General features: G+C 75.1%; 24 protein-coding genes and 1 pseudogene. 10 read left to right on the top strand and 15 right to left on the bottom strand.

Features of this window, described 5'->3' with window-relative positions; all coding sequences use genetic code 11:
• Positions 1-48: 48 nt before the first annotated feature.
• The 3 genes and pseudogenes from BMZ16_RS04060 to BMZ16_RS04070 all read right to left on the bottom strand — a co-directional run bounded on the left by BMZ16_RS04060 (position 49) and on the right by BMZ16_RS04070 (position 2,484).
• Positions 49-1,037, bottom strand: a pseudogene (locus BMZ16_RS04060) (aldo/keto reductase).
• 54 nt (positions 1,038-1,091) lie between these two features.
• On the bottom strand, positions 1,092-1,505 hold the full coding sequence (locus BMZ16_RS19675) for a PGPGW domain-containing protein (RefSeq protein WP_255366341.1): 414 nt from the start codon (positions 1,503-1,505) through the stop codon (positions 1,092-1,094).
• Positions 1,506-1,587: 82 nt separating this feature from the next.
• A complete protein-coding gene (locus tag BMZ16_RS04070) occupies positions 1,588-2,484 on the bottom strand; it encodes an ATP-grasp domain-containing protein (RefSeq protein ID WP_089798265.1) in 897 nt (298 codons plus the stop codon).
• Between the two features lie 55 nt (positions 2,485-2,539).
• Between BMZ16_RS04070 and BMZ16_RS04075 the strand changes: the two genes are divergently transcribed.
• On the top strand, positions 2,540-4,000 hold the full coding sequence (locus BMZ16_RS04075; RefSeq protein WP_143082746.1) for a DUF4232 domain-containing protein: 1,461 nt from the start codon (positions 2,540-2,542) through the stop codon (positions 3,998-4,000).
• Between the two features lie 15 nt (positions 4,001-4,015).
• Here BMZ16_RS04075 and BMZ16_RS04080 read toward each other — a convergent pair whose 3' ends face one another.
• Positions 4,016-4,504, bottom strand: a complete 489-nt coding sequence (locus tag BMZ16_RS04080; protein WP_177199579.1) for a MarR family winged helix-turn-helix transcriptional regulator — start codon at positions 4,502-4,504, stop codon at positions 4,016-4,018.
• 122 nt (positions 4,505-4,626) lie between these two features.
• Between BMZ16_RS04080 and BMZ16_RS04085 the strand changes: the two genes are divergently transcribed.
• From BMZ16_RS04085 to BMZ16_RS04095, 3 genes are all read left to right on the top strand, one after another.
• Complete coding sequence (locus BMZ16_RS04085) at positions 4,627-5,457, top strand: alpha/beta fold hydrolase (protein WP_089798268.1); 831 nt, start codon at positions 4,627-4,629, stop codon at positions 5,455-5,457.
• 93 nt (positions 5,458-5,550) lie between these two features.
• Positions 5,551-6,594: an alcohol dehydrogenase catalytic domain-containing protein gene (locus BMZ16_RS04090; protein ID WP_089798269.1), complete on the top strand. Its 1,044-nt coding sequence runs from the start codon at positions 5,551-5,553 to the stop codon at positions 6,592-6,594.
• A gap of 219 nt (positions 6,595-6,813) precedes the next feature.
• Complete coding sequence (locus BMZ16_RS04095) at positions 6,814-8,463, top strand: glycosyl hydrolase family 18 protein (protein WP_089798270.1); 1,650 nt, start codon at positions 6,814-6,816, stop codon at positions 8,461-8,463.
• A 384-nt stretch (positions 8,464-8,847) separates the two neighbouring features.
• On the opposite strand, the gene BMZ16_RS04100 is transcribed toward BMZ16_RS04095, so the two are convergent.
• Complete coding sequence (locus BMZ16_RS04100; RefSeq protein ID WP_089798271.1) at positions 8,848-9,627, bottom strand: aldo/keto reductase; 780 nt, start codon at positions 9,625-9,627, stop codon at positions 8,848-8,850.
• Positions 9,628-9,652: 25 nt separating this feature from the next.
• The gene (locus BMZ16_RS04105) at positions 9,653-10,237 is read right to left on the bottom strand and encodes a TetR/AcrR family transcriptional regulator (RefSeq protein WP_177199580.1); all 585 of its coding nucleotides are present in this window, start codon (positions 10,235-10,237) and stop codon (positions 9,653-9,655) included.
• Between the two features lie 75 nt (positions 10,238-10,312).
• Here BMZ16_RS04105 and BMZ16_RS04110 point away from each other — a divergent pair, with 75 nt between their 5' ends.
• The gene (locus BMZ16_RS04110; RefSeq protein WP_218143308.1) at positions 10,313-12,121 is read left to right on the top strand and encodes an ABC transporter ATP-binding protein; all 1,809 of its coding nucleotides are present in this window, start codon (positions 10,313-10,315) and stop codon (positions 12,119-12,121) included.
• A 12-nt stretch (positions 12,122-12,133) separates the two neighbouring features.
• On the opposite strand, the gene BMZ16_RS04115 is transcribed toward BMZ16_RS04110, so the two are convergent.
• Entirely contained in the window at positions 12,134-12,496 is a 363-nt protein-coding gene (locus BMZ16_RS04115) for an MmcQ/YjbR family DNA-binding protein (RefSeq protein WP_089798273.1), read from the bottom strand.
• A gap of 49 nt (positions 12,497-12,545) precedes the next feature.
• On the bottom strand, positions 12,546-13,238 hold the full coding sequence (locus BMZ16_RS04120; protein WP_089798274.1) for a nucleotidyltransferase family protein: 693 nt from the start codon (positions 13,236-13,238) through the stop codon (positions 12,546-12,548).
• A 118-nt stretch (positions 13,239-13,356) separates the two neighbouring features.
• Here BMZ16_RS04120 and BMZ16_RS04125 point away from each other — a divergent pair, with 118 nt between their 5' ends.
• A complete protein-coding gene (locus BMZ16_RS04125) occupies positions 13,357-14,118 on the top strand; it encodes an endonuclease/exonuclease/phosphatase family protein (protein WP_089798275.1) in 762 nt (253 codons plus the stop codon).
• A gap of 258 nt (positions 14,119-14,376) precedes the next feature.
• Positions 14,377-14,649 (top strand): iron-sulfur cluster assembly accessory protein, encoded by a 273-nt coding sequence (locus BMZ16_RS04130; RefSeq protein ID WP_089798276.1) that lies wholly within the window; start codon positions 14,377-14,379, stop codon positions 14,647-14,649.
• Positions 14,650-14,752: 103 nt separating this feature from the next.
• Here BMZ16_RS04130 and BMZ16_RS04135 read toward each other — a convergent pair whose 3' ends face one another.
• The 6 genes from BMZ16_RS04135 to BMZ16_RS04160 all read right to left on the bottom strand — a co-directional run bounded on the left by BMZ16_RS04135 (position 14,753) and on the right by BMZ16_RS04160 (position 20,358).
• Positions 14,753-15,373: a CE1759 family FMN reductase gene (locus tag BMZ16_RS04135; protein ID WP_089798277.1), complete on the bottom strand. Its 621-nt coding sequence runs from the start codon at positions 15,371-15,373 to the stop codon at positions 14,753-14,755.
• A gap of 84 nt (positions 15,374-15,457) precedes the next feature.
• Entirely contained in the window at positions 15,458-16,633 is a 1,176-nt protein-coding gene (locus tag BMZ16_RS04140; protein WP_089798278.1) for an LLM class flavin-dependent oxidoreductase, read from the bottom strand.
• A gap of 69 nt (positions 16,634-16,702) precedes the next feature.
• Complete coding sequence (locus BMZ16_RS04145) at positions 16,703-16,906, bottom strand: hypothetical protein (protein ID WP_089798279.1); 204 nt, start codon at positions 16,904-16,906, stop codon at positions 16,703-16,705.
• Positions 16,899-17,606, bottom strand: coding sequence for a S24/S26 family peptidase (locus BMZ16_RS04150; RefSeq protein WP_255366343.1), 708 nt, complete (start codon positions 17,604-17,606; stop codon positions 16,899-16,901). The genes BMZ16_RS04145 and BMZ16_RS04150 overlap by 8 nt, the downstream gene beginning before the upstream one ends.
• 7 nt (positions 17,607-17,613) lie before the next feature.
• Positions 17,614-18,273, bottom strand: a complete 660-nt coding sequence (locus tag BMZ16_RS04155) for a TasA family protein (protein WP_089798280.1) — start codon at positions 18,271-18,273, stop codon at positions 17,614-17,616.
• Positions 18,274-18,393: 120 nt separating this feature from the next.
• Positions 18,394-20,358 carry a putative bifunctional diguanylate cyclase/phosphodiesterase gene (locus BMZ16_RS04160; RefSeq protein ID WP_255366344.1) on the bottom strand — a complete coding sequence of 655 codons (1,965 nt, stop codon included), beginning with the start codon at positions 20,356-20,358 and terminating at the stop codon, positions 18,394-18,396.
• Between the two features lie 237 nt (positions 20,359-20,595).
• Here BMZ16_RS04160 and msrB point away from each other — a divergent pair, with 237 nt between their 5' ends.
• The 3 genes from msrB to BMZ16_RS04175 all read left to right on the top strand — a co-directional run bounded on the left by msrB (position 20,596) and on the right by BMZ16_RS04175 (position 22,398).
• Positions 20,596-21,045, top strand: a complete 450-nt coding sequence (gene msrB, locus BMZ16_RS04165; RefSeq protein ID WP_089798281.1) for a peptide-methionine (R)-S-oxide reductase MsrB — start codon at positions 20,596-20,598, stop codon at positions 21,043-21,045.
• A 180-nt stretch (positions 21,046-21,225) separates the two neighbouring features.
• Positions 21,226-21,906, top strand: coding sequence for a nuclease-related domain-containing protein (locus BMZ16_RS04170; RefSeq protein ID WP_255366346.1), 681 nt, complete (start codon positions 21,226-21,228; stop codon positions 21,904-21,906).
• Between the two features lie 30 nt (positions 21,907-21,936).
• Positions 21,937-22,398 carry a MarR family winged helix-turn-helix transcriptional regulator gene (locus BMZ16_RS04175; RefSeq protein WP_089798283.1) on the top strand — a complete coding sequence of 154 codons (462 nt, stop codon included), beginning with the start codon at positions 21,937-21,939 and terminating at the stop codon, positions 22,396-22,398.
• Positions 22,399-22,438: 40 nt separating this feature from the next.
• On the opposite strand, the gene BMZ16_RS04180 is transcribed toward BMZ16_RS04175, so the two are convergent.
• Positions 22,439-24,070: an MFS transporter gene (locus tag BMZ16_RS04180; protein WP_369822483.1), complete on the bottom strand. Its 1,632-nt coding sequence runs from the start codon at positions 24,068-24,070 to the stop codon at positions 22,439-22,441.
• Between the last annotated feature and the right edge of the window lie 229 nt (positions 24,071-24,299).

Here is a 24,299-nt window from a genome sequence, read left to right on the forward strand (position 1 = left end):
CCGGTCATCAGGTCCCGCGGCTGTGCCGTCCGCCACTGCAGGGCGGGTTCAGCGGTCGAGGTACCCCAGGTGCTCCGCGTCGTAGCGCTCGCCCCGCACCCCGACGCGCGCTGCGAGCGCGTCCAGGTCGGCCACGTCGTCCGCCGACAGCGCGACGCCCGTCGCCGCGGCGTTCTCCTCGACGCGCGCGAGCCGGCGCGTGCCGGGGATGGGCACGACCCACGGCTGCTGCGCCAGCAGCCAGGCCAGCGCCACCTGCCCCGGGGTGGCGTCGCGGCGGGCCGCGAGCTCCCGCAGGTGCTCGACCAGCGCGGCGTTGGCCGCGCGGTTCTCCGCCTCGAACCGCGGCACACGGGTCCGGATATCCCCGGGCGCGAAGGTCGTGGTCGCGTCGACGGTCCCGGTGAGGAACCCCTTGCCGAGCGGGCTGAACGGCACGAGGCCGATGCCGAGCTCCGCGAGCGCGGGCAGCACCTCGGCCTCCGGGTCGCGCGTCCACAGCGAGTACTCGCTCTGGACCGCGGTCACCGGGTGCACCGCGTGCGCCCGGCGGATCGTCCGCGCGCTCGCCTCGGACAGGCCCAGGTGCCGCACCTTGCCGGCCGCGACCAGCTCGCCGACCGTCCCGGCGACGTCCTCTCGATCGGCACCGCGGGGTCCACGCGGTGCTGGTACAGCAGGTCGATCACGTCGGTGCGCAGCCGGCGCAGCGACCCGTCGACGGCGCGACAGATCTGCTCGGGGCGGCTGTCCAGCCCGGCCGCGCGCCCGTCGCGGATGTCCCACCCGAACTTGGTGGCGATCACGGCCTGGTCCCGCAGCGGCTCGAGCGCCTCGCCCACGAGCTCCTCGTTGGCGTAGGGGCCGTAGACCTCCGCGGTGTCGACGAACGTCACCCCGCGCTCCACCGCGCCGCGCAGCACGGCGACCATGTCGTCCCGCGTCCCGGGGTTGGGACCGTAGCTCTGGGACATCCCCATCGCGCCCAGGCCCACCGCGGAGACCTCGAGGCCCTGGCCGAGCGATCGCGTGTGCATGACGCCCATCGTCCGACGGGAGCGGTGTCGGAGCCACCCCGGGACGTGGGGGCCTCAGCGGGACGCGCCGACGGGGTCGACCGGGTCCTGGGGGTCGTGGGGGTCCCGCACCTCGGCCGGCTCCGGCGCGTCCGCCGGCTCCTGCGCGTCCGCCGGCTCCGTGGTCCGCAGCGGGTCGGGCCCGGGGGCCGACCGCCGCCGGTCCCACACCTCACGCCCCTTGTCGACGCCCGCCTGGCCGGCGGCCCGCGCGCGGTCCAGCCAGCGCCGCGCCCACGCGAACTCCGTGGCGAGCAGCGCGAGTCCCGCGAGGATCGCGAGGACGCCCGGCCCCGGCAGCACGAGCATCGCCACGCCGGTGAGCACCACGGTGCCGCCGACGACCGTGACGGCCACGACGCGCACGGGGCGGGGCAGCGCGTCCATCTGCGCACGCGCACGCGCCCACCGGTCGGACCAGCTCGCCACGGCACCTCCCTGGTCGGGACGCACGCGCGCCCGTCGCCCCCTCAACGCCGGGGACCGCCGGACGGTGCCCGGTGCGCGGACACTAACCCAGGCGCGCGAGGACCGCCGAGGCGACCACGCCGGTGACCTCGGGTGCGACGTGCAGGTTGAGCGCGGGCTCGAACAGCTCGGCCTCCAGCAGCACCAGCCCGTGCTCGGCCGAGTCCACGGTGTCGACGCGCGCGTACAGCGGGACGCCGCTGCCCGTGGCCCGGTCGACCGCGCGGACGACGTCGAGCGCGAACTCGGCCTCCGCCGCGGTGACGTCGACCCGCTGCGGGTTCTCGGCGTACACCCCGCCGATCAGCCCGCCGCCCGGTGCCAGCAGCGCGCCCTTGGCGATCGCGTGCGTCAGGGTCCCGTCGATGACGTACAGCGCCTTCTCGTGGCCCTGCGACAGCTCGGGCACCTCCGGCTGCACCATCACCACGCCGCCGGCCGCGAGGATCCGCCCCGCGAGGTCGAGTGCCCCCGGGTCGCCGGCGCGGAAGAGCCCGGTGTCGCGCGCCCCGGCGGACACCGCGGGCTTCACCACGACGTGCGCGCCGGGGGTGAACCCGCCCAGGTCGTCGCGCACGTCGTCGAGGGACGTCCGGTACGTCGTCGGGACCACGCCCACCCCGAGGTCGGCGAGCTGCGTGAGGTAGCGCTTGTCGAGGTTCCACCGCACCAGGGCCGGTGGGTTGAGCACCTGCGTGACGCGCTCGGCGGCGTCGAGCCACGCGAGGAACTCGTCGAGGCGCTCCGGGTAGTCCCAGGGGGAGCGGAGCACCAGCAGGTCGCACGCGGCCCAGTCGACGGCCGCGTCGTGCCAGACGACCGGTGCGGCCGCCACGCCGTGCGCCCGCAGCGCGGCGACGAGCGGTGCGGTGTCGTGGTCGGGGTCCTCGGAGGGGTAGGCGTCGGTCACGACGACACCCACGCGGGGGGTTGCGCTCACGGGCGGACCCTACGACGCGCCGCCCACGCGTCCCGCATCGGTAGGGTCGCGGGTCGTGACAGCTGCGCCCGACGCCCCGACGGGGTCGCCGCCCGGGATGCTCCCGGCACCCGCCGCGGAGCGTGGACGGCTCGCGGTGGCGGCCGTCGTCGTCCTGGTGGTGGCCGTGCTGGGCGCCCTGGCGCTCCGGACGACGCCGCTCGGCGCGGTGCTCGACGCGGACGGCTGCACGGTCCTGGCGGGAGAGCGCGACGTGCACCCGCCGGAGGTGGTCCGGGAGGCGGCCGCCCGGGTGCACGAGGTCGTCGGCGGTGGCACGGCGGCCGTGGCCACGACGTGCCGCCTGCTGGACACGACCCCGCCGACCGGTCTCGGTGCCCCGGACCCCGCTGCCGACCCCGCCGCGTGGGAGGTCGGTGTGGACGCGGAGGTCGAGGGGGTCGACGCGCTCCCGGCCGCGGCGGAGGCGGTGCTCGGCACCGTCACGGCCGGGCCCGGCGCGTGGCGCCTCGACGTGCACGACGCCGCGCGGACGCTCGCCGTGGTCCTCACGCCCGGCGGCGACGCCGACCTGGCGGTGGACGCGCTGGCGGTGCGTCGCGTGCCCGGGGTCGCCGAGGTGTGGTTCGGGCCCGAGGCCGGGCGGGTCGTCGTGGCGGGCGGGGACGCGGTCGCCGACGCGCTGACCGCCGTCGCCGGGCGGGACCTGCCGGTCACGACGGTCGAGGCGCTCGACCACTGGCTCGAGGTGTCGCAGGTGCACCCCGGGGCCTGGCCGGACGCCGAGGCGGTGGCGCTGGCGGTCGACGTCGCGGCCTGGGAGGGGGTGTGGCGCGTCGTGCTGCGGGGCGGTGAGCCCGCGTCGCCCGACCTCACGGTCCGGGTGGAGGACGACGCCCACCGGTCCCACGTCGCGTCCCGGCTGGCCTCCGTGCTGCGCGCGGGACCGCCGCTGGGCTACCACGTGACGACCGACGGCGGTGCGCTGGACGGGGTCCTCGGTGGTCCCGTCGACGCGGGCCCCGACGCACCGGGCACCGGAGCCCCGGACGCGTCCGGCCAGGCAGCGCCCGTGCAGACCCCCGCCTGCACCGCCGACGGTCTGCGGCTCGAGGTCGCGGCCGTGGACGCGGCGCTCGGCGCCCGGTTCCTCGTGCTGCGCGCGACGTGGACGGGAGCGTCGTCGTGTGTGCTGTCGGGGGTGCCGACCCTCGCGTTCACGCGGCAGTCCGGCACCCGGACGCCCGACGTCACCCAGCTGCCGGACCTCGTCGCACCCGACGTGCCGCCGCAGGACGTGCTGGAACCCGGCGCCGCCGCGCTCGCGCAGGCCCGGTGGCGCGCCATGTCGACGTCGCAGGACCCCGACGTGGCCGTCGGCGTCACCGTCCGGGCGGTCACGGACGGACCCGCGGTCGACCTCGTGCCGCCGGTCACGCTCGACGTGCTGCCAGGTGCGACCGTCGAGGTCGGCCCCTGGCGTCTCGACGAGGGTCTTCTCGATCCCGACGGGTGACGGCGCGCCGGTGGCTCAGGCCGGGCGGGCCGGTGCCCGGGCTCCGTGCGGGGCGTCGGTGCCCGTGGCGTGGCGCTTGACGGTGCCGAGCAGCCGTGCGAGCTCGGCCATCTCGTCCGGTGCGAGCCCGAAGGCCTCGCCGACGCGCGCGGGCAGGTGGGCCACCCGCTCGCGCAGCGCCTCGCCGGCCGGCGTCAGGGCGACGCTCACCGACCGCTCGTCGTCGGGTCGGCGCCGGCGCTCGACGAGCCCGCGCACCTCCAGCCGCTTGAGCAGCGGCGAGACGGTCCCGTAGTCCAGGTACAGCCGGTCGATGACCTGCCGGACGGTCTGCTCACCCCGGGTCCACAGCACGACCAGCACGAGGTACTGCGGGTACGTGAGGTCCAGCGGGTCCAGCTCGCGCCGGTAGACCGCGGTCATCGCGCGGGACGCGGAGTAGAGGTCGAAGCACAGCATCGTCTCCAGCGAGATGCCGTCGGGGAGTGCGGGCCTGTCGTCCATGCACAGCATCGTACGCGGTGTTGACGTCCACTATTAGATCGTGCACGATGTAATCGTTCCCGATCGACCGTACGACAGTGCACCGGACGCCCCGGGCGCCCGCCGAGCGAAGGAGAACCGCCATGCCGTTCATCACCAGCACCGCCACCGACCAGCCCGTCGAGCTGTACTACGAGGACCATGGCACCGGGCAGCCCGTCGTGCTCATCCACGGCTACCCGCTCGACGGCCACTCGTGGGAGAAGCAGGCCGTAGCCCTGCTCGACGCCGGCTACCGCGTCATCACGTACGACCGCCGGGGCTTCGGCCGCTCGACCGCGACGACCCAGGGCTACGACTACGACACCTTCACCGCGGACCTCGACGCCGTCCTGACGGCGCTCGACGTGCGTGACGCGGTGCTGGTCGGGTTCTCCATGGGGACGGGGGAGGTGGGTCGCTACCTCGGCACCCGCGGCTCCGGCCGCGTCGCGAAGGCCGCGTTCCTCGCCGCGCTCGAGCCCTACCTGCTGCAGACCGACGAGAGCCCGCTCGGCCTGCCGCAGAGCGCGTTCGACGGCATCGCGGAGGCTGCGCAGCGTGACCGCTACGCGTGGTTCGACGAGTTCTTCACCAACTTCTACAACCTCGACGAGAACCTCGGCACCCGGATCAGCGAGGCCGCCGTGCGCGGGTCGTGGGCCGTGGCCGCCGGCTCCGCGCCGTGGGCCGCGTGGGCGGTCGTGCCGACGTGGCACACCGACTTCCGTGACGACGTCGCGAAGATCGACGTCCCGACGCTGATCCTGCACGGCTCGGGCGACCGGATCCTGCCGGTCGAGGCGACGGGCCGCGCGTTCGCCGCCCTGCTCCCCGAGGCGACGTACGTCGAGATCGAGGGCGCGCCGCACGGGCTGCTGTGGACCCACGCGGACGAGGTCACGGCGGCCCTGCTGGAGTTCCTCGCCGCCTGACCGCCGGCGGGCGGACCGCCCGCGGGCAGGGCCGGTCTCCCGCCGGAGGGTGGCGGGGGCCGGTCCTGTGCCGTCAGCGGGCAGGATGGGCCCGTGCGCGCGGTCGTGGTGGACGAGTTCGGGGCGACGCCCCAGGTCAGGCAGGTCCCCGACCCTTCGTGCCCGCGTGACGGTGTCGTCGTGCGTGTCGCCGCCACGGGCGTCTGCCGCAGCGACTGGCACGCCTGGCAGGGCCACGACGACGACGTGCGCCTGCCCCACGTGCCGGGTCACGAGCTGGCCGGCACGGTCGTCGAGGCCGGGCACGACGTGCGGCGCTGGGCCGTGGGCGACGTCGTCACCGTGCCGTTCGTCATGGCGTGCGGTGCGTGCGCGACGTGCCGTGCGGGCGACCAGCAGGTCTGCCCCGACCAGACCCAGCCCGGGTTCACGCAGTGGGGCTCGTTCGCCGAGCTCGTGGCGCTCGACCGCGCCGACACCAACCTGGTCCGGGTACCGCCGGGCATGGCGCCGGTCGTCGCCGCCGCGCTGGGCTGCCGGTTCGCGACCGCGTACCGCGCCGTCACCGTGCACGCCGCCGTGCGGCCGGACGACCAGGTCGTCGTCCTCGGCTGTGGCGGCGTCGGCCTGTCGGCCGTCATGGTCGCAGCGTCCGCCGGTGCCCGGGTCGTCGCGGTCGACCCCGCGCCGGCGGCGCGACGGGCGGCGCGGGCGGCCGGCGCCCACCTGACCGTCGACCCCGGCGACGACCCGCCGGCGGCGCTCGCCGCCCGGCTCCTCGAGGTGACCGGTGGCGGGGCGCACGCGTCGCTCGACGCGCTCGGCAGCCCGGCCACCGCCCAGGCGGGGGTGCTGGCGCTGCGTCGCCGCGGCCGGCACGTGCAGGTGGGGCTGCTGCTGCGCGACGACGCGTGGACGGCGCTGCCGATGGGCCGCGTCGTGGGGTGGGAGCTGTCGGTGCACGGCAGCCACGGCATGGCCGCCCACGAGTACCCCGCGATGCTCGCGCAGATCGCGGCGGGCCGGCTGGCGCCGGCGAGCCTCGTGGGTCGCACGATCGGCCTCGACGAGGCCGCTGCGGCTCTCGCCGGTCTGCCGACCGCCGGGGCGGCGGGCATGACCGTCGTCGTCCCCTGAACCGGCGCGCGGCCCGCGAGCCGACCCCGGGGGCCGTTCACCTGAACGAGTCGTCGGTCGCGCAGACCTGCGCGGACGCGTCGGTGGCGGGCCGCACCGGAGTAATGGCGAACGTTTTCCATAGTCATCACATCATTGACCGCACGATCCGCGCAGGCCTAGCGTCGTGGGTGTCCGATTAGTACGTAGTCCTTACATATTCGACGAACGGGAGTCGAGATGTCGAGCAGCAGGACGCAGGACGCTTCGCAGGACCCACCGGGCGCCGGTCGCCCCCGCCGCCGCCGTGCGCTGGCCGCCGCCGTCGCCGCCCTCGCGGTCGTCGCCGGAGGCCTGGTGGCCGCACCGACGGCCAGCGCGGCCGGCGGCATCACCGTGACGTTCGCGGCGCAGGGCGACTGGGGGACGGGTCACCAGGTCGCGGTCACGGTCACCAACACCGGCACGACGAGCGTGCCCACCTGGGCCGTCGACTTCCGGCTCCCCGCGGGCGTCGCGATCACCAGCGCGTGGGACAGCGACGTCACCCGCGACGGCCAGGACTACCGGGCGGTCAAGAAGGGCTGGGCCGGTCCGCTCGCGCCCGGGACCTCGCAGAGCTGGGGCTACGTCGCCTCGGGCCGGTACGGCGGCCCCACCGCCTGCAGCGTCAACGGCGGCACGTGCACCGGTGGCACGCCGACGCCCACGACGAGCCCGACCCCGACGACGAGCCCGACCCCCACGCCGACCCCCACGCCCACGACGCCGCCTCCGGGCGGCGGCAAGGTCGTCGGGTACTTCGCCGAGTGGGGCGTCTACGCCCGCAACTACCACGTGAAGAACATCCACACGTCGGGCGCTGCCGACCGCATGACCCACATCCTCTACGCGTTCGGCAACACCACGGGCGGGCGCTGCTCCATCGGCGACCCCTACGCGGACTACGAGAAGGCCTACACCGCGGCCGACTCGGTCGACGGCGTCGCGGACACGTGGGACCAGCCGCTGCGCGGCAGCTTCAACCAGCTCCGCAAGCTCAAGGCCATGCACCCGGGCCTGAAGGTCATCTGGTCGTTCGGCGGCTGGACCTGGTCCGGCGGCTTCACCCAGGCCGCCGCGGACCCCGAGGCGTTCGCGCAGTCCTGCTACGACCTCGTCGAGGACCCGCGCTGGGCGGACGTGTTCGACGGCATCGACGTCGACTGGGAGTACCCCAACGCGTGCGGCCTGACGTGCGACACGTCCGGCCCCCAGGCGTTCGACCGTGTCGTCACCGCGCTGCGCGCGAAGTTCGGCACGAGCAACCTGGTCACGGCCGCCATCACGGCCGACGGCTCCCCGGGCGGCAAGATCGACGCCGCCGACTACGCGGCGGGTGCGAAGAAGCTCGACTGGATCATGCCGATGACGTACGACTACTTCGGCGCGTTCGCCCCCCAGGGGCCGACGGCGCCGCACTCGCCGCTGACGTCCTACGCCGGCATCCCGCAGGAGGGCTTCCACGCGCAGGCCGCGGTCGACAAGCTCGTCGCCAAGGGCGTGCCCGCGCGCAAGATCCTGCTCGGCGTCGGCTTCTACGGGCGGGGGTGGAGCGGCGTCACGCAGACCGCGCCGGGCGGCACCGCGACCGGGCCGGCGCCGGGCACGTACGAGCAGGGCATCGAGGACTACGAGGTCCTCAAGGCGCGCTGCCCGTCGACCGGGACGGTCGGCGGTACCGCCTACGCACGCTGCGGCGACCAGTGGTGGGGCTACGACACGCCCGCCACCGTCGCGTCCAAGATGACGTGGGCGCGCAGCAAGGGGCTCGGCGGGGCGTTCTTCTGGGAGCTGTCCGGCGACACGGCGGACGGCGAGCTCGTGCGTGCCGTCGCGGGCGGGTGGTGACCGGCCGGTGACACGCGCGCCCCGGCCGTCCAGCGGCCGGGGCGCGCTCCTCGGCCGGCCGCTGGGCGGTCCCGCCCGTGGCGGCCGTCGGGGACCGGCTGTGGTTGACGTCACGTCCGGTTGTCCGGTAGACCTTGCGATCGGCGGCACAACGGCGTGACGCCGATCGCAGGACACGGGCCCGGCCCTCGGTAGGCCGAGCGCCCGACGTGCTCGCCGGTCGCTCCGCGACGGCGGCGAGCACGTGCGATGTGGGAGCGCGACCACAGCCGTCGACCGGGTCTTACGCCCCCCGAGCCACCCTCCCGGCGTCCCCCCGCCTCGGCGTGGACGTGGCCCGGACGCGCACGTCCGAGCCACGTCCGCAGCAGGTGCGTCGTGTCGTCAGCGTCCCAGCGTGTCGATCGCCGCGACCTCGTCCGGCGTCAGCGTGAAGCCGAGCACCGCGAGATTCTCCTCGATGCGCTCGCGCCTGACGGACTTGGGGATGACCACGACGTCGTGCTCGATGTGCCACCGCAGCACGACCTGCGCCGGCGTCACCCCGTGCGCGCGCGCCGCCGCGACGATCGGCTCGGCGTCCAGGTCGGTGCGCTTGAGCGGGCTGTAGCCCTCGACGACGATCCCGCGCTCACGGTGCGCCGCCAGCAGCTCCGGGTCGTGGTCGACGGGGGAGTAGGGGATCTGGTTGACGGCCGGCGCCTCGCCCGTCGCCGCGATCAGCTCGTCGATCTGCGCGATCGAGTAGTTCGACACCCCGATCGAGCGCGTGAGGCCCTCGTCCCGCGCCTCGCGGAACCGCTGCCAGACGTCCGGGCGGGCCTCCTTGCCCGGGGGCCAGTGGATCAGCCACAGGTCGAGGTGGTCGGTCGTGAGCGCGACGAGGGACTCGGCGAGCGTCTGCCGCTCGCGCCCCGCGTGGTCCGGGGGCAGCTTCGACGTGAGGAAGACGTCGTCGCGGTCGATGCCGCGCGTGGTGAGCGCGCGGCCGACCTGCGCCTCGTTGCCGTAGCCGGTGGCCGTGTCGACGTGCCGGTAGCCGAGCTGCAGCGCGGTGCTGACGGCGAGCTCCGCGTCGGAGCCCTCCGACTGCCACGTGCCGAGGCCCAGGACGGGGATGTGCCCGCCGGGCAGGGACAGGGTGGGGGTGGTGGTGTCAGGCATGCTCCATCCTTGCCCACGGCGTGCGTCATCGCAGGTCGGGGGGCTCCGGTGCGAGCGCCTTCTCGAGGGTGAGCAGCAGGCGGGTGACCACGGCGTGGCGGTCGGCGCGGGCGGTGCTCATGGTCGACCACGCGAGGTGCAGGGCGGACCACACGACGCCCAGGGTCCACTCGGCGTCGAACCGTGGGTCGATCGAGCCGTCGCGCAGGCCCCGCGCGTACAGGGCGCCCAGGGCGGCGTCGTTCGTCGGGTCCTGCGCCCAGGAGTCCTCGGGGACGGTGCCCGTGAACAGCACGGTCAGCAGGTCGCCCAGCTCGAGGTACTCCTGCGCGACACGCAGCAGCGCGTCGAGCGCCGTGCCGTCGTCGAGCCGCGCCCGTGCGTGGGCGGCGGTGAGGCCGGCGGCGGCGTGGGCGCCGACGGCGGTGAGCAGGGCGTCACGCTCCGGGAAGTAGCGGTGCAGCGTGGTCCGGCCGACGTCGGCCAGCTCGGCGACCCGACCCAGGGAGGCCGAGGGGTCGTCGGCGAGCGCACGGACGGCGGCGTCGAGGATCGCCTGCCGGGTCCGGGCGCGGGGACCGGTCGTGGGGGGAGGTGCCTGGTTCGCCACGAGCGAAACGGTACTCCTGGCAATCGGAGCGGAACTCCATTGACCATAGTGGAACTAAGATGTTCCAATCGCACGATGGTCGCCGCGCCGTCACAGCCCGAGACACCTGCCGCAGCCGAGCCGGACGGGCGCCGCCGCCTGCGCATCCTGCTCGACCTGGTCCGGCCGCACCGCCGCACGCTCGGCGTGGGCCTCGTGCTCGGCCTGGCCGGCACCGGGCTGTCCCTCGCCACCCCCATGGTCACCAAGTGGGTGCTCGACACCCTCGGCACGGGGGAGTCGCTGGCGCGGCCCGTCGGGTGGCTGCTCGCGCTCTTCGTCGTCGGGTCGGTCGTGGGCTACGTGCAGTGGGTGCTCATGGGGACGCTGGCCGAGCGGATCGTCCTCGACGCGCGCGAGTCGCTCGTGCGCCGCTACCTGCGGGCCACGGTCGCCGCGGTCACGGGCCGCCCCACCGGCGAGCTCGTCACGCGCGTCACGTCGGACACCGTGCTGCTGCGCGAGGCGACGTCGTCCAGCATCGTCGGGCTGGTCAACGGGGCCGTGGCACTCGTCGGCACCCTCGTCCTCATGGGCGTGCTCGACCGCGTGCTGCTGGGCACGACCATCGCCGCGATCGTGGTCGTCGGCGCGCTCATGGCCGTCCTCCTGCCGGGCATCGGGGCGGCCGAGCGGGCCTCGCAGGAGGCGCTGGGCACGCTCGGCGGCACGCTGGAGGGGTCGCTGCGCGCCGTCCGCACCGTCAAGTCCAGCCGTGCGGAGGACCGCCAGGCGGCCACGGTCCTCGGTGCCGCCCGCGAGGCGCGCGACCACGCGGTGCGCGCCGTGCGGACCGCGGCGGTCGCGTGGAGCGTCTCGTGGGGCGGGATCCAGCTCGCCATCATCGTCATCCTCGGGCTCGGCGCGTGGCGCGTCGGCCAGGGCGAGCTCGCCGTCTCCAGCCTCGTGGCGTTCCTGCTCTACGCCTTCAACATCGTCGGGCCCATCACCGACCTCACGCAGTCCCTCACGCAGCTGCAGTCCGGGATCGCGGCGGCGGGTCGGATCAGCGAGGTCGCCGCGATGGACGTGGAACCCCACGCGGCGACCGCGCCGTCGGCCACGCGACCCGCGTCCGCCGACGGACCCGACGTCCCCGTGATCGAGCTGCGCGACGTCACGGCGGCCTACGGTCCCGGCCTGCCGCCGGCGGTGCGCGAGCTGTCGCTGACGGTCCCGCGGCACGGGCACACGGCGCTCGTCGGGCCGTCCGGCGCCGGCAAGACGACCGTGTTCTCGCTGCTGCTGCGGTTCCTGGAGCCGCAGTCGGGGCAGCTGCTGCTGGACGGGCGGCCGTACGCCGGCTGGAGCCACGCCGACGTGCGCTCCCGCTTCGCGTACGTCGAGCAGGAGACGCCCGTCGTGCCCGGCACGATCCGGGACAACCTGCTGTTCAGCAACCCCGCCGCGACGGACGAGGAGCTGCGCCGTGCGCTCGCGGCGGTGCGGCTCGACGGCGCCTTCGACGCGCTGCCGGACGGCCTGGACACCAGGCTGACCGAGACGTCGGTGTCCGGCGGCCAGCGGCAGCGCATCGCGCTGGCACGCGCACTGCTGTGCCGGCCGCAGGTGATGCTGCTCGACGAGGCCACCGCGCAGGTCGACGGCCTGACGGAGGCCGCGGTGCACGACGCGATCCGCGTGCTGTCGACCACCGGTGCGGTCGTCACGGTCGCGCACCGGCTGTCGACGGTCGTCGACGCGGACACGATCCTCGTCCTGGAGGACGGGACGGTCCGTGCGCGGGGCACGCACGCCGAGCTCCTCGCGTCGGACGAGCTCTACCGGGACCTCGTGGAGGCGCTGCGGATCTCCGACGTCCCCGCGGACGCCGACGCCGGGTGACGCCGCCGGACGTCAGCCGGACCCACCCGCCGACGCGTCGGGGCCCAGGTGGGCGTGACGTCGGCGCAGCGCGTCGGGAGCCGCCCACCACCACGACTCCGCCAGGTGGGCGCGCACCAGGTCGGCGTCGGCGGCCCGTAGGTCGACGAGCACGAGGTCCGTGCCGCGGTGGTGGTCGGTCGTGGAGTAAACGTCCGGCTCCTGCGCCGCCAGCGCCCGTCGCTCGCCGTCGTCCTCGACGTGCACCGTCAGGCGGTGCGTGTCCCACATGCGGGCGACCAGCCGGCGGTGGAACCACGCGGGCTCGCCCCAGCTCGACCGCTCGGTGACGTCCGGCAGCGCCAGCGCCAGCCGCCGTACGTCGTCGACGTCCATCCCGCCATGGTGCCGCGTGCCGTCCCGCGGCGCGCGGCACCGGCGGGTCTCACTCCTCGGAGCCGGGGCCCGTGCGGCCGGGACCGGGGGTCAGCCGCTCGCCCGGGCTGCCCGTCAGGCCCAGCTCGTCGGCGAGGAACAGGAACGCCCGCGCGTACGGCTGGTCGGCGATCTCGGTCCGGACCCGGTCCCAGTCGATCTGCTCGCGCAGGGCGCGCGCCATGGGCAGCAGCCACGTGAAGTCGCAGTAGTGCTCGCCCAGCACCCGCATCTTGGCCGAGATGATGTCGGTGGCCGGCAGCACGGGCATACGGACGGCGAGCACCTCGAGCTCGTCGGCACGCGCCAGCTGCTCGTGGGTCACCGGGTCGCCGACCATCCGGAAGATCACGTCGACGAGCTGGCCGTGGTGGTAGGCCTTGAACAGCCAGTTCTCGGCGGGCTGCTGGACGTCCAGGCCGGCGGCGGCCAGTGCCGCACGGGCCGCGTCGACGTCCTCCTCCGCGACCGCGAAGTCCGCGTCGTGGCTCGGCTCCGGCGCACCGCGCGCCCAGGCCGCGTACCCGCCCACCAGGGCGAACGGGATGCCCGCGTCCAGCAGCGCGACGGCCGTGCGGCGCAGGCCGTCCTGCAGGGCCGCGCGGTCGTCGGGGGTCGCGGCCCCGGCCGGCACGGGCAGCGGCGCCGGGGCCGCACCGGTGAGGGGCGGCGGGGCGTCCGTCGGTGTCGGGGTCTGGTGCATGCACGGTGTCTACACCGGCTCGGCGCGGGCCGCGCGCCGAGCGGGACCCGCCGCGCGAGGGGTGCGCCGCCCGGGTCCGCGGCGTGCGAGGGGCGCACCCACCGGTGACAATCGCGAGGTGCGGCTCGCGACCTTCAACATCCTGCACGGGCGCTCGCTCGGGGACGGGCGGGTCGACCTGGACCGGTTCGCCGACGCCGTGCGGCGGCTCGACGCGGACGTCCTGGCCCTGCAGGAGGTGGACCGGGCGCAGACCCGCTCGCACGGGGCGGACCTCACCGCCGTGGCCGCCGAGGCGATGGGCGCCCCCCACCACCGGTTCGTCGCGACCCTGCACGGGGAACCCGGTCTGTGGGTCGCCGGCACGGGGGAGGAGCAGCCCGACACCGCGGCGTACGGGATCGCGCTGCTGTCCCGCCGGCCCGTCGAGGCGTGGCACGTGCTGACGCTGCCCACGCTGCGGCGCCGCGCACCCGTGCGCTTCCCCGGTGCCCGCTGGCCCGCGTTCGTGCGCGACGAGCCGCGCGCTGCGCTCGCGGCGGTCGTCGAGGACGACCGGGGCCCGGTGACCGTGGTCGGCACGCACCTGACCTTCATCCCCGGGTGGAACGTGCGCCAGCTGCGCCACCTGGTGCGCGTGGCGCGCACCCTGCCCGGCCCGACCGTCGTCATGGGCGACCTGAACCTCGCCGGGGAGCAGCCCGCGCGCCTGTCCGGGCTGCGCTCGCTGGTGGTCGCGGACACCTTCCCGGTCGCCGAGCCCGTGCGGCAGCTCGACCACGTGCTGGCCGGTCCCGGGCTGCGGGCGGCCGGCGGCGGGCAGGCGCTCGACCTCGGGCTGTCCGACCACCGGGCACTCGTCGTGGACGTCACGCGCTGACGGCCCCCGAGGGCCGCTCGGCCGGCAAAGGGTAGGGGCCGACACGGGCCCCCGCAGCCCGGGGCGCGGTGTGTCGCGAGGGGTCTCGCGCAGCGGACGTGCGGTTGCGGACCCGCGCGCCGCCGGGTCACGGTGGTGGACGTCCGACGGCGTCGGACCGGGGCACGTCGCCCCGCCCGCGGTGCGACCCCTCGTGCACCGCAGGCGCGGGGCCGGGCGTCCCGGCCGACGTCACCAGGCCATCGGAGAGGAGCAGCCGTGCTCACCCTGACCGAGAACGCCCGCACCGCCGTCGAGACCCTGACCAGCCGTGCCGGCCTGCCCGACGAGGGCGGCCTGCGCATCGCCGAGCAGGACTCCGGAGGCTTCGAGCTCGCGCTCGTCGCCGGCCCGGACCCCGGTGACGACGTCGTGGCGGAGGGCGACGCCCGCGTCTACGTGGACGCCCGCACGTCCCGGACGCTCGCTGCCCAGCAGCTCGACGTCGAGGCGTCGGGCACCGCGACGTCGTTCACCTTGACGCCGCAGTGACCCGGTCCGCGCCCGCCGTGGGCTGACACGCGCGCGGGTGCGCGAGGGGCCGACCACCACGCGGTGGTCGGCCCCGTCGTCGTCCGGTCGCCCGGGACGGTGCTCAGGCGCCGCCCAGCATGTCCTCGAACGACGGCACGGCGTCGTAGAGCCCGCCACGGGTGACGGGCTCGCGTGCCGCGACACGGGTCGCGAGCTCGGCCGCCGCGCGCCGCACACGCGCCGGCAGCGACGAGACCTGCTCGGTACCGGCGTCGGCCCAGTCGTCGGTGGCCGCGAAGACGGCGGTCGGGACCACGTCCGCCTGGAGGTACGCGAAGAGCGGGCGCATCGCGTGCTCGAGCGCCAGCGAGTGGCGGACGGTGCCGCCGGTGGCGCCCAGCAGCACGGGCGTCCCGCGCAGCGCCTGCGGGTCCAGCACGTCGACGAACGACTTGAAGAGCCCCGCGTAGGACGCGGCGTACACGGGGGAGACGGCAACGACCCCGTCGGCACCCGCGAGCGCGCTCTGGGCGGCGGCGAGGGCGGGGCGGGCGTAGCCCGTCAGCGTCATGTCGACGACGTCGTGGGCGAGCGGGCGCAGCTCGACGACCTCGACCACGGTGTCGATGCCGCGGGCGGTGAGGTCGGCGACGGTGGCCTCGGTCAGCCGGTCGGCGAGCAGCCGCGTCGACGACGGCTGCGACAGGCCGCCGGAGACGACGACGAGGGAACGGGACGGCATGGGTCCTCCTGGGTGGGGCTGGGTGCGCCCGGGCGCGGGTGGGGCGGGACGCCGGTCGCCCCCGCGCGGGGGCGACCGGGTCCGTCAGCGGGTGGCGGCGTCGGCCGCGGCGAGGTCGTCCTCGGCGGTGCGGCCGGTCCAGTGGTCGGCGGCCGCGACGGGCTGCGCGGCCTGCTGCCCGGCGGCGCGGGCGGCGGCCACACGCTCGGCGTGCGTCGGCGGGTTCGCCGGCACGTCCGCGGGGCGGCGCGACTCCGCCTCGCGGCGCAGCACGGGCACGACGTCCTCGGCGAGGATGTCGATCTGCTCGAGGACGGTCTTGAGGGGCAGGCCGGCGTGGTCCATGAGGAACAGCTGGCGCTGGTAGTGGCCGACCTGCTCCCAGAAGGCGCCGTACCGGTCGACGACCTGCTGCGGGCTGCCGACGGTCAGCGGCGTCTCGCGCGTGAAGTCCTCCATCGACGGGCCGTGCCCGTAGACGGGCGCGTTGTCGAAGTACGGGCGGAACTCGTCCCACGCGTCCTGGCTGTTCTTGCGCATGAAGACCTGCCCGCCGAGCCCGACGATCGCCTGGTCGGAGCGGCCGTGCCCGTGGTGCTCGTACCGCTGCCGGTAGAAGCTCACCATCTGCGCGGTGTGCTCCATGGGCCAGAAGATCGCGTTGTGCAGGAACCCGTCGCCGTAGTACGCGGCCTGCTCGGCGATCTCGGGGGAGCGGATCGAGCCGTGCCACACGAAGGGGGCGACGCCGTCGAGCGGGCGGGGGGTGGAGGTGAAGCCCTGCAGCGGGGTGCGGAACGTGCCGCTCCAGTCGACGACGTCCTCCTGCCACAGGCGGCGCAGGAGGGCGTAGTTCTCGATCGCGAGCGGGATGCCCTGGCGGATGTCCTTGCCGAACCACGGGTAGACGGGCCCGGTGTTGCCGCGGCCCATCATGAGGTCCATGCGCCCGTCGCTGATGACCTGGAGCATCGCGTACTCCTCGGCCAGGCGGACGGGGTCGTTGGTGGTGATGAGGGTCGTCGCCGTGGACAGCACGATGTTCTTCGTGCGGCCGGCGAGGTAGCCGAGCATGGTCGTGGGGGACGACGGCACGAACGGCGGGTTGTGGTGCTCGCCGGTGGCGAAGACGTCGAGCCCGGCGGCGTCGGCGTGCTCGGCGATCGTGAGCATGGCGCGCACGCGCTCGGTGTCGTCGGGTGTCCGGCCGGTCGTGGGGTCCGTCGTGACGTCGCCGACGGAGAAGATCCCGAACTGCATGGTGCACCTCGCTGGTCCAGGTCGATGCGTTTGCATCGATAAGGCCCCTCAACCGCGGTGGCCGCGCGACTATTCCGTGGGCGGGGCGGTCGTCGGCGACGAGAAGTCCGGGCGCGTGGAGACCACCGTCGTCAGCAGGTCCGTGTCCGTCATCAGGGCGCCCGTCAGGCCGGGCGTCTGCGCCACCAGCCCGGCGACGGCCAGCAGCAGCAGCAGGCCCAGCCGCACGCGCGTGCCGCGTCGCACGCCCGCGCCGGGGGCGTGCTCACTCACCGACGAACGCATCGACCCTCCGGTCCTCGTGGTGCTGACGCACCGGCCGTGCCCGGCGCGCCTGCACGACCGAGATCACCTCGAGCGTCGCCAGTGCCAGCAGCGGCGGCACCAGCATCACGGCACGCCCCTGGGCCGACGTCGCCCACGTGAGCAGCGAACCCCAGCCGCGGTGCACGTCGAGCACCACCCCGCGCACCCGCTCGACCGGGGTCGCGTTGGCGTCCGGCCCGGGGTTGGCGTCGCCCTGCGTGCGGATGTACGCCTGCAGCACCGGGGAGCCGTCGGGGGTGACCAGGGGCTCCATCCGCCCGGAGCCGTCGTCGACCTCCTTCATCGCCGGCAGGTTGTGCAACGAGACGATGCGGTGCGTGACCAGGCCCGAGGAGCCCACCGGCTGGAACGTGACGATGAGGCCCGGCTTGAGCTCCGACGGCTCCGTCACCGCGTGCAGCACCACGACGTCGCCCGCCAGGAACTGCGGGGCCATCGACCCCGACGTGACGATGAGCAGCCGCTCGCCCTGCGCCTGGAACCACAGCGGCACCGCCAGCGACGCCAGGTACGCCGCGACGCCCACGACGACCACGGCCCACAGCGCCACGCCGGTGGTCCGGCGCCACCACGGCACGCGGGGCCGCACCGTCGCCCGGGGGGCGCGGCGCTCGACGAGGGGCCGGTTGGCCGTCGCGGTGCTCACGGTCGGATCAGTTGTTCACCGTCTGCTCGGAGTCGACCTGGAACGTCAGCGCGGCGGACGTGCTCTGGTACTCGTTGCCCGCCGCGAGCGCCATGTCGACCCGGACGCACAGCGTCTCCGCGCCGGTGACGGCGGCCAGGACGCGGTCACCGGTCTGGGCGCCGGTGTCCGGGCTGCCCACGATCGGCGTCACCGTCCGCGGCAGGCCGAACTCCTGGTCCACCAGCTCCTGGGAGTCCCCGAGCACGCGGGCGTCCTCGACGCTCGTGAGCGTGCACGTGGCGTCCTCGAGGATGCGCGTGCGCAGCCGGCCGGTGAGGTCCGCGGCGTCGTCACCGCCCGGCGCCGCCGACAGGCTCACGGCGTACCGCAGCTCCAGCGACCCCGTGTTGCGCACGGTGACGGGCGCGACCACGGTGCCACCGGGCGCCAGCCCGCCCACGGGCATCTCGAACGACGCGCCCTCGGCGGCGAGCACCAACGTGCCCGTCCGCAGTGCGCCGGGCAGCGTGTCCTGGTCGGTGAACAGCGCCGACGTGGTCAGCGACGTCACGCCCACGGCGGCGAGCACGAGGATCGAGCCGGTGGCCCACGCGCGCCGGTGCCGTGCGACGTCCTGCCGCGACGGCGCGGGGTCGATCATCTCCTCGAGCAGCTCGTCCATCATGGCCGGTCCCTCCTGCGTGCCCGGGGCGGTCGGCGCGTCACCGCCGTCCGCGGATCCACCCCACCCTCATCGGCAGGAGTCGGCGCGCCGGACACGAACCTTGAGCGTTCCGGCCGCGCGTCACCCGATGGGGTGAAGCGACGGGGTGCCGGGCGGGTGCACGTCGCTGGGCGGGGCCGGTCGGGCCCACAGGTAGCCCTGCGCACGGTCGACCTCCAGGCGGGCCAGCGTGCGGGCCGTCGCCTCGTCCTCGACGCCCTCGGCCACCACGCGCAGCCCGAACGAGTGCGCCAGGTCCACCATGGCCTGCACCACGACCTCCGACCCCGCGCGGCCGCCCTCGCCCAGGTCGGCGACGAAGAGGCGGTCGATCTTCAGCTCCGCCACCGGCAGGTCGCGCAGCTGGGAGATCGAGGTCGTCCCCGTGCCGAAGTCGTCGATCGCCACGGCGACGCCCAGGGCCCGCAGGCGCTCCAGCACCGGGACCACCCGCGAGGGGTCCGCGACGAGCGCCGTCTCGGTGATCTCGACCTCGAGCAGGGACGGCGCGACCCCGTGCTCCGCGAGGAGCTGCTCGATCGTGTCGACCACGGCAGGGCTCGCGACGTCGTGCGCGGACAGGTTGACCGCGACCGGGACCCGGTGCCCCTGCTCCTGCCAGCGCGCGAGCTGGCGCACCGACTCCTCGAGCGCGAACGTCGTGACGCGGTGGATGAGGCCCGACTGCTCGGCCAGCGGCACGAAGACGCCCGGCGGCAGCAGGCCGCGGGTCGGGTGGCGCCAGCGGATCAGCGCCTCCAGCCCGACGGTGCGCTGCGAGGACAGCTCGATCTTGGGCTGGTAGTGCATCTCGAGCTGCGCCGGCAGGTCGCCGGCGCGCTCCTCGAGCGCCTGGTGCAGCTCACCGAGCAGCACCAGGCGGGCCGGGGACGAGTCGTCCGCGTCGGGCGAGTACACGCTGACACCGGCACGGTGGTGCTTGGCCGCGTACATCGCGATGTCCGCGGTCCGCATGAGCGACGAGGCGTCGGACGCGTGGTCGGGCAGGCACGCCACCCCCACGGACGTCTCGACGTGCAGCGCGATGTCGGTGAGCTCGAACGGCTGGGCGAACAGGCCCCGCACGCGACGCGCCAGGCGCTCCGCGTTGGCGACCGTCCGCACGTCCGGCAGCAGGATCGCGAACTCGTCGCCGCCGAGGCGCGCCACCACGTCGTCGTCCCGCAGCGCGTGGCGCAACCGCTCGGCCACCTGCTGCAGCAGCTCGTCGCCCTGGTCGTGCCCCAGGGTGTCGTTGATGTCCTTGAACCGGTCGATGTCCAGCAGGATCAGCCCGACGCGTGCCCCCTCGTCGGCGACGCGGTCGATCGCCCGCTGCATCTGGTCGGACAGCAGCCGCCGGTTGGGCAGCCCCGTCAGGGAGTCCAGCAGGGCGAGGCGCGCGTTCTCCAGCGCGGTCGTGCGCAGCCGGCGCGACGTCGCGTGCACGATGCGGAACAGCAGCAGCCACAGGAGCGCCAGGCTGCCGACGACGACGAGGCCGACGGTGCGGGTCGTCGAGCGCAGCGTCTCCTGGGTGGCCGTGCGGTCGAGCATGACCTCCGCCGCGCCCACCCGGTCGTCGGGGGCGACGTCGTCCCGGGCGTCGGGCGTCGCCGTGTCGGCCAGCGTCACCGGCACGTAGACGTCGAGCACGGTGCGCTGGTCGTTGGCCGCACGCCCGGCGCGCACGTCGGGCTGGACCAGGGCGTCCGGCGTGCCCGACTGCATGACGCGGGCCAGGCGGTCCGCGTGCGGCAGGCCCGTGGTCGCCGCGTCCGACGAGTACATGAGCCGCCCGTCGGCGCTCCACAGCCGCAGCTCGACGAGCTCGTCGTCGAACCCGCGGGTGGCCGTCGCCACGGCCGCCTGCTCGGCGGGGGACAGCACACCGGTGGCGAACGCCGAGGAGGGCACCACACCGGCGGCGTACACCGCGACGCGCGCCGCCGAGCCGGTGCCGTCGCGCAGCGCCTGCCCCCGCAGCTGCGTCGAGGTCACCAGCACCAGTGCCACGCCCACCAGCACCATCCCGACGAGGCTCACGACGGCGAACCGGCGCGTGGGACTCGGACGTCGGCGACCAGCTGGCACGTGCACCTCACGGCTCGGGGCCCCGGTGGGCGGGGGGCTCGCCCGCCAGGGTATGCCGTGGGGCGTCCGGGGTGCGGCTGCCCCCGCGGGCCGCGCGTGTCCGGCGGGGCGGGAAGGGAACGCGTCGGCGGCGTCGCGTGTTGTCACCGTCGGTGCCGCCGCGCGGGCGGGACCGGAAGGAGCACGACCGTGACCGACCCCCGCACGTACCCCGTCACCAAGTCCGACGAGCAGTGGGCGCTCGAGCTCGAGCCCCAGGAGTTCGCGGTGCTGCGCCGTGCCGGCACGGAGCGGGCGTGGACGGGTGAGCTGCTCGACGAGAAGCGCGCGGGCGTCTACCGGTGCCGGGCGTGCGGCAACGAGCTGTTCCGCTCGGACACCAAGTTCGACTCGCACTGCGGGTGGCCCAGCTTCTTCTCCCCGCTGGCCGGCGACCGCGTGGAGCTGCTGACCGACCGCAGCCACGGCATGGTCCGCACCGAGGTCCGCTGCGCGCGCTGCGGGTCGCACCTGGGCCACGTGTTCGACGACGCCCCGCAGACCCCCACAGGCGACCGGTTCTGCATGAACTCCGTCAGCCTGACCTTCGAGCCGACGGGTGAGTCGTCCCCCGGCGGTGCGGGCCCGACCGCCGGCTGAGGGCCGAGCGGGTGACGACACGCCGCGACACGCCGCCCGTCACGAAGTCCGTCCTGGACAGGACTGAAGTGCACGGCACACCGTGCCGATAATGCGGACGTGGACGAGGTCCTGACTGTTCGGCGATGGCGGCGATACGGTGCCGACCGCCTCTACGTGACGCACGAGACGGGTGCGCGCGTGGGTTCCGTCGACCTCCAGTCCGGCGAGGTCGTCGCGGACGACCCCGTCCTGGAGGCCAGGGTGCGACGCGCGGCGCAGGCGTACCTGCGCTCCGACGTCCCGGAGCTCGTGCTGCCCGTCACCTCCTCGCTCGCCTCGATCGACGCGCTCGAGGGCATGGCTGCGGGGGCGTGGCCGGGCGAGGACGAGGACCACCCCCGCGGTGAGCGCGGCAGCCCGGTGGGCTCGCGGCTGGAGCGCCTCGCCGAGGAGGGCTGGCAGGTCCTGCACGACGTGCCGCTGGGGCGTCAGGGCACGGTCGTCGAGCACCTGCTGGTCGGACCGGGCGGGATCTGGACCGTGACCGAGCGGCGCCACCCCGGCAGTCACGTGCGGGTCGCGGCCCGCACGCTGCAGGTGGACGGCCGTGCGGTGCCGTACCTGCGCGACGCGCGGCTCGAGGCGGGCCGGGTGCAGGGGCTGCTGCAGTCCGCCGGGTGCGCAGGGGTGAGCGTGCGCGCGGTGCTCGTGGTCACCGGTGACCTCGAGCGCGATGTGCAGGACCCGCCGCAGGACGCGCTCGTCGTGGCACGGCACGAGGTGCCGAACGTCTTCCGCCGGCTGCCCGAGCGGCTCGACCCGGCCCGGGTCCCGGCGATCGCCCAGGTGGCCCGCCGCCGCACGACCTGGGCGCGCTGACCGACCGGCGCGCTGCGGGAGGATGGGCGCATGAGCGACGAGCCCGTGCTGCGTGTCGAGCGGGAGCTGGGGCTGTTCCTGCGCCGGGCGCGGGCGGCCTCCGCCGGTGTCGCGCGGTCCGTGCACCCCGACCTCGACGGCTCCGCGTACCTGCTGCTGTCGGCCGTCGCCCGGACACCGGGGACCCGGACGAGCGACCTCGCGGAGCTGCTGGGGGTGGGGCGCGGCACGATGTCGCGCCAGGTGACCCGGTTGGAGCGGCTGGGGCTGCTGGTGCGGCGCCCGGACCCGCACGACTCGCGCAGCCAGCCCCTCGAGCTCACCGCCGAGGGGGAGCGGCGGATGGCGCACGCGCGCGCCGCGCGCCAGGAGTACCTGCACCGCTCGCTCGAGGGATGGCAGGACGACGAGCTGCTGCGGCTGGCCGACCTGCTGGGCCGTCTCAACGACGACCTGGTCCGGGGCGCGGGACGGCCCGCCGACCCACGCTGACGCGGGCGGGCGGGCCGTGCCCCGGCACGGGGCGGCGTCGTCAGCGGGCCGCGGCCGGCTGCTCCTGGTCGGACTGCGCGGCCTGCGCGGCGAGCCGCTGCTCGAGCCCCGACGCCCGACCCAGCGGGACCTCCCGCAGCGCCACCACGGCGACCAGCGCCAGCAGCGCGACGGGCGCCCCGATGAGGAAGAGCTCGGCCACGCCGGCCCCGAACGCGTGCTCGACGACCAGCCGGACCGGACCGGGCAGCGTCGCGAGGTCCGGCAGGGACGCCGCACCGCCGGAGCCCAGCGCGGCGGGGTCCACCCCGAGGCCCGTCAGGCCGTCGGCGATCCGGTGCGACACGCGCGTGGACAGCACGGCGCCCAGCGCGGACACACCGATCGCCCCGCCGAGCGTGCGGAAGAACGCGACCGTCGCGGTGCCGGCGCCCATGTCGGTGATCGGCAGCGTGTTCTGCGTCGCGAGCACGAGGTTCTGCATGAGCATGCCGACGCCGGAGCCGATGACCAGCATGTACAGCCCGACGAGCGTGAAGCTCGTGCTCTCGTCGATGGTGCCCATGAGGCCCAGGCCGGCGGTCAGCAGGACCGCACCGGCGACCATGACCTTCTTGTAGCGGCCGCTGCGGGAGATCGCCCGACCCGACAGCGTCGAGGCGAGGAACGTGCCCAGGACCATCGGGATGGTGAGCAGACCCGACTCCGTCGGGGTCTTGCCGCGTGCCAGCTGCATGTACTGGCTGAGGAAGACCTGGGTCCCGAACAGCGCGATCCCGACCGCGACGGACGCGAGGACCGTGAGCACCACGGTGCGGTTGCGGAACAGGTGCAGCGGGATGATCGGCTCGGCCGCGCGCGACTCGACCCAGACCACTGCCACGACGCCGAGCGCGGCGCCGCCGACCATGACCGCGGTCTGCCACGACAGCCAGTCGAACGAGGACCCGGCGAACGTCACCCACAGCAGGATCGTGGCGATCGACGCCGAGAGCAGGACCGCGCCCGCCCAGTCGATCTGCACGCGGCGCCTGACCAGGCCGGGCAGGTGCAGGGTGCGCTGCAGCACGACGATCGCGGCGACGGCGAAGGGCAGGCCGACGAAGAAGTTCCAGCGCCACCCGGCCGCGTCGGTGATGACGCCGCCGAGCAGGGGGCCGCCGACCATGCCGACGGCCATGACGGCGCCCATGAGGCCCATGTACCGCCCGCGCTCGCGGGGGCTGATGATGTCCGCGATGAGCACGGTGCCCAGCGCGGTCAGGCCGCCGGCGCCGATGCCCTGCAGGGCGCGCATGCCGATGAGCATCTCGGTGGTGTGGGCCAGGCCGGCCAGCGCCGAGGAGATGACGGAGATCGCCAGCGCCAGCTGGATGAGCAGCTTGCGGTCGACGAGGTCGGCGAGCTTGCCCCAGATGGGCGTCGAGACGGTGGTGGTCAGGAGGGTCGCGGTGACGACCCAGGTGAACGCGGACTGGCTGCCGCCGAGGTCGGTGATGATGCGGGGCAGGGACGTCGACACCACGCTCGTCGCGAGGATCGACACGAACATCCCCAGGAGGATCCCGGACAGGGCCTCGAGGACCTCGCGGTGCGTCATCGGTGCGGGGGTGTCGCCCGCAGGGGTGGGGCGGTCGACTGTGGTGCCGTCGACGGGGGGAGTGGTGCTCACAGACGGTGCTCGCTTCCGGGCGCGGGTGAGGTGTCGACCGGGCGTCGTCGGCGGTCGGGCGGTGGTCGGGCGGGGCGCGTCGGGCGGGACCGGGCGGGGCGGCGCGGTCGCGGGTGCCGACAGTTGCTCGGGGCAACACTACGTCCGATCGTTACCCCGGGCAACATCTTTGGGGGGTGATCCGGGCCGGTGCGCCACCGCCGCCGGCCCGGGTGGGGACGGCGGCGGC

Origin of the sequence: Cellulomonas sp. KH9 (genome assembly GCF_900114185.1) — a bacterium.
In the GTDB taxonomy this organism is placed as follows: Bacteria; Actinomycetota; Actinomycetes; order Actinomycetales; family Cellulomonadaceae; genus Cellulomonas.